This is a genomic window from Streptomyces sp. NPDC097129, from assembly GCF_055668065.1.
The window spans coordinates 1-2,652 of record NZ_JBVOQE010000038.1 but is presented as its reverse complement, the minus strand read 5'-3'; the positions used below and the strand labels follow the sequence as shown (position 1 = coordinate 2,652).

The window sequence follows — 2,652 nt, the reverse complement described above, 5'->3', positions numbered from 1 at the left end:
ATGACACCCGGCGACGCCGTGATGTGTCTTGCTGCCGGAACAGTCGAGCTCGCTCTCGATGACGCACCGGAATCGATGCGCTGGCAATGGTTCGCGGACCTCCTCGACTCGCAGTGGGGGCTGACCGGCAGACTCGGCCCGATCCTGACCGAGCAGATCATCTCCGAACTGGAGCAGGTTGCCCGCATGTGCCGCGCCTCCGCTCAGCATCCGTTAGACCCCCAGGGTTGGATATCGGCATACCAATCCACTGCAGTGCTGGTAGAAGACCCGGCGGTGGTCTCAGCGGACGCGCTGCACCTCGCACTTTCTGCCGTCAACGACATCGCGCTGGAAGCGACGGACACTTCGCACCCCGATTTCTCTGTCGCCGTCACGCTGGCATTCGAGGCACTGACATCGGCAGTGGACGTCGACCGCGAGGTGTCCAAAAGTTGGATTTTGACTGCAATCGGAGAATGGGTTACGAGGACAGAGTCAGCTCAGGCGGGCCTCCGATCGGCACAATCGTGCACCAATGCTGACAATAGGCAGATTGCCAACGCCTCCGTTGTTTCTGCAGGATGCAGCGAGAAGCCACTGCTGAAAGTGAGAGGGAATGCGTGAAACCATCGTCCAATCAGAGCCGTTGAGTCCAGGTCATATTCATTCGCCCAGCCCGTCCGACGTCGGGCGCGCGGGCAAAGGAAAGCTACGGCAAAAACGGTCGGAGATTACTCGCGAGAAAATCGTCGACGCTGCTGCCCGCCAATTCGATGCTTGCGGATTCGCCGCGGCAAGCATCAACGCCATCATTGAAAACGGGAACGTCACCAAAGGTGCACTATACTTTCACTTTCCCTCCAAAGAAGAACTGGCACAACAGGTTATCGAACGATGGTCCGCTATGGTGGATGAGGAGTATGCGGCTCTCGGAGAACCTGGCGATGGTTCCCCCTGCCGCCAGTTGGTGCGGTTCTGCAGCGAGGTGGCGCACCGCATCGATGCCGACCCTGGTCTGCGTGCTGGGTTGCTTCTCACTGTAGAACCCTCCCTCGCTGAGGGGAAGAGCGCATACCGGAAGTGGCGTAACAGTATTGATGAATTGGTTGTCCGCTCCATCGAGGCTGGCGAGATAAGGGCCGGCGGCGCAAGCCACCGATTGTCCGATCAGGTGTGCGCGACGTTCATCGGCGGCGCCCAAATCCAGTCGATTGACGTCAGCTCCCCGAATTTGCAAACACGGGTAGCGGACGTGTTTGAAGGACTGCCCGGCAACCCGGACTAGCCGAACTGCATCACCTACGAAAGACGTTCCAATGCAACGTATTTCTAGGGTACGCATCAGGAACTCAAGGAACTGTCGTATCCACGTTCGCACATGAGCAGGATCGAATCCGCGGTCACAATCCGCCTTGCGGAACACCAGGAAGCGTCAGGTATTGAAATGGCACATTCGGACTCGTCAGCATCGTTCCACGACAGGGAAGTCCAAGATCTCGGCTTCGTCGGCCCCGATCGCTACGATTTGGTGCGCATTCTCAGCGGCGGAGGCCCTTCAAGCGATCGCGATTCCTACTTACTCGAGGAATACGAGCGCCGCGACGCTTTAGCCCAGAAGTGGTATTACGAAGATAAGGCTGCGGGCATGAGACGCAATCTCACGGCTCTCGTCGTCCTCGGAGCCTTCCTGATCGTGGCGTCGTTCCTGCTTCCCTATCTCTTCTAAACAGCCGCCCCGCACCCGTGGTGCACGAGGTCATTCAAGGTACAGCCCGTCTCTCGCTGGTCGGGTTCCCCATCGGGACGCCGCACCGGGCCGGTCGCATGAGGCGGGCGTGTCCCTTTCAGTTCGCTCAGCGTCCTCGCCCTCGGCCACTGGTGGCGAAGGAATGCGTCACCCCTAGTATCAGGTTCGTGCCGAACGTGAGAACGCCCGACGCCGATATTTATTACACCGACAGTGGGGGAGCGGGTCCCGTTCTGCTGCTCGGTCATGGATTCTTCATGGATTCGTCGATGTTCGCCCCGCAGATCGATGCCCTCGCAGGCAAGGTCAGGGTGGTGGCCTGGGACTCTCGCAGGCACGGCCGTACAACCGATCCCGGTGCCGCATTCACGTACTGGGATTTGGCTCGCGACTCCCTCGCGGTCCTCGACGACCTCGGAGTCGAGACAGCAATCGTCGGCGGAATGTCGCAGGGCGGCTACACCGCGCTGCGGACTGCTTTGCTTGCTCCGGAGAGAGTCCAAGCGCTGCTGCTGCTCGATACCGAAGCATCTGCCTGCACCGATGACGAAAAGGCTGGATACAGGGCCATGTTCGATCAGTGGTGCAGCGATGCGCCGATCGAACCGCTTGTCGAAGCTCTGGCGCCGCAATTGATCGGTGGAGACTCACGAGAGTCGTGGGCGCCGTGGATCGAGAAGTGGACGTCGAGCGATCGTCGAGCGATTCGGCCGGCCGCGGAGTGCTTGATCGAACGCGACGATGTCGTCGACCGGCTGAGTGCCATCGCGGTGCCGGCCTTGATTGTCCGCGGTGAACACGACATGTCCGCGCCTGCGGCCAAAGCGAAACAGTTGTACGACCATTTGCCGCTCGCAGTTCCAGTCCTCACCATTCCCGGCGCAGGTCACGCGGCCAATTGGACTCACCCGCAGCCCGTGAAC

The 2,652-nt window shown here is 60.2% G+C and carries 4 protein-coding genes; all 4 read left to right on the top strand.

Annotated elements, in window-relative coordinates; genetic code table 11:
* Window positions 1-606 (top strand): hypothetical protein (locus AC0B9F_RS37880; protein ID WP_472010339.1); only part of this gene is annotated, 606 nt, incomplete at its 5' end.
* A complete protein-coding gene (locus AC0B9F_RS37875; RefSeq protein ID WP_050794059.1) occupies window positions 599-1,267 on the top strand; it encodes a TetR/AcrR family transcriptional regulator in 669 nt (222 codons plus the stop codon). The genes AC0B9F_RS37880 and AC0B9F_RS37875, both read left to right, overlap by 8 nt.
* 93 nt (window positions 1,268-1,360) lie before the next feature.
* On the top strand, window positions 1,361-1,708 hold the full coding sequence (locus AC0B9F_RS37870) for a hypothetical protein (protein WP_037131408.1): 348 nt from the start codon (window positions 1,361-1,363) through the stop codon (window positions 1,706-1,708).
* Between the two features lie 188 nt (window positions 1,709-1,896).
* A partial coding sequence (locus AC0B9F_RS37865; protein ID WP_472010336.1) for an alpha/beta fold hydrolase occupies window positions 1,897-2,652 on the top strand: 756 nt, incomplete at its 3' end.

Coding starts and splice junctions, on each gene's coding strand:
- AC0B9F_RS37875 (WP_050794059.1), top strand. CDS start 599: ATGCGTGAAACCATCGTCCAATCAGAGCCGTTGAGTCCAGGTCATATT.
- AC0B9F_RS37870 (WP_037131408.1), top strand. CDS start 1,361: ATGAGCAGGATCGAATCCGCGGTCACAATCCGCCTTGCGGAACACCAG.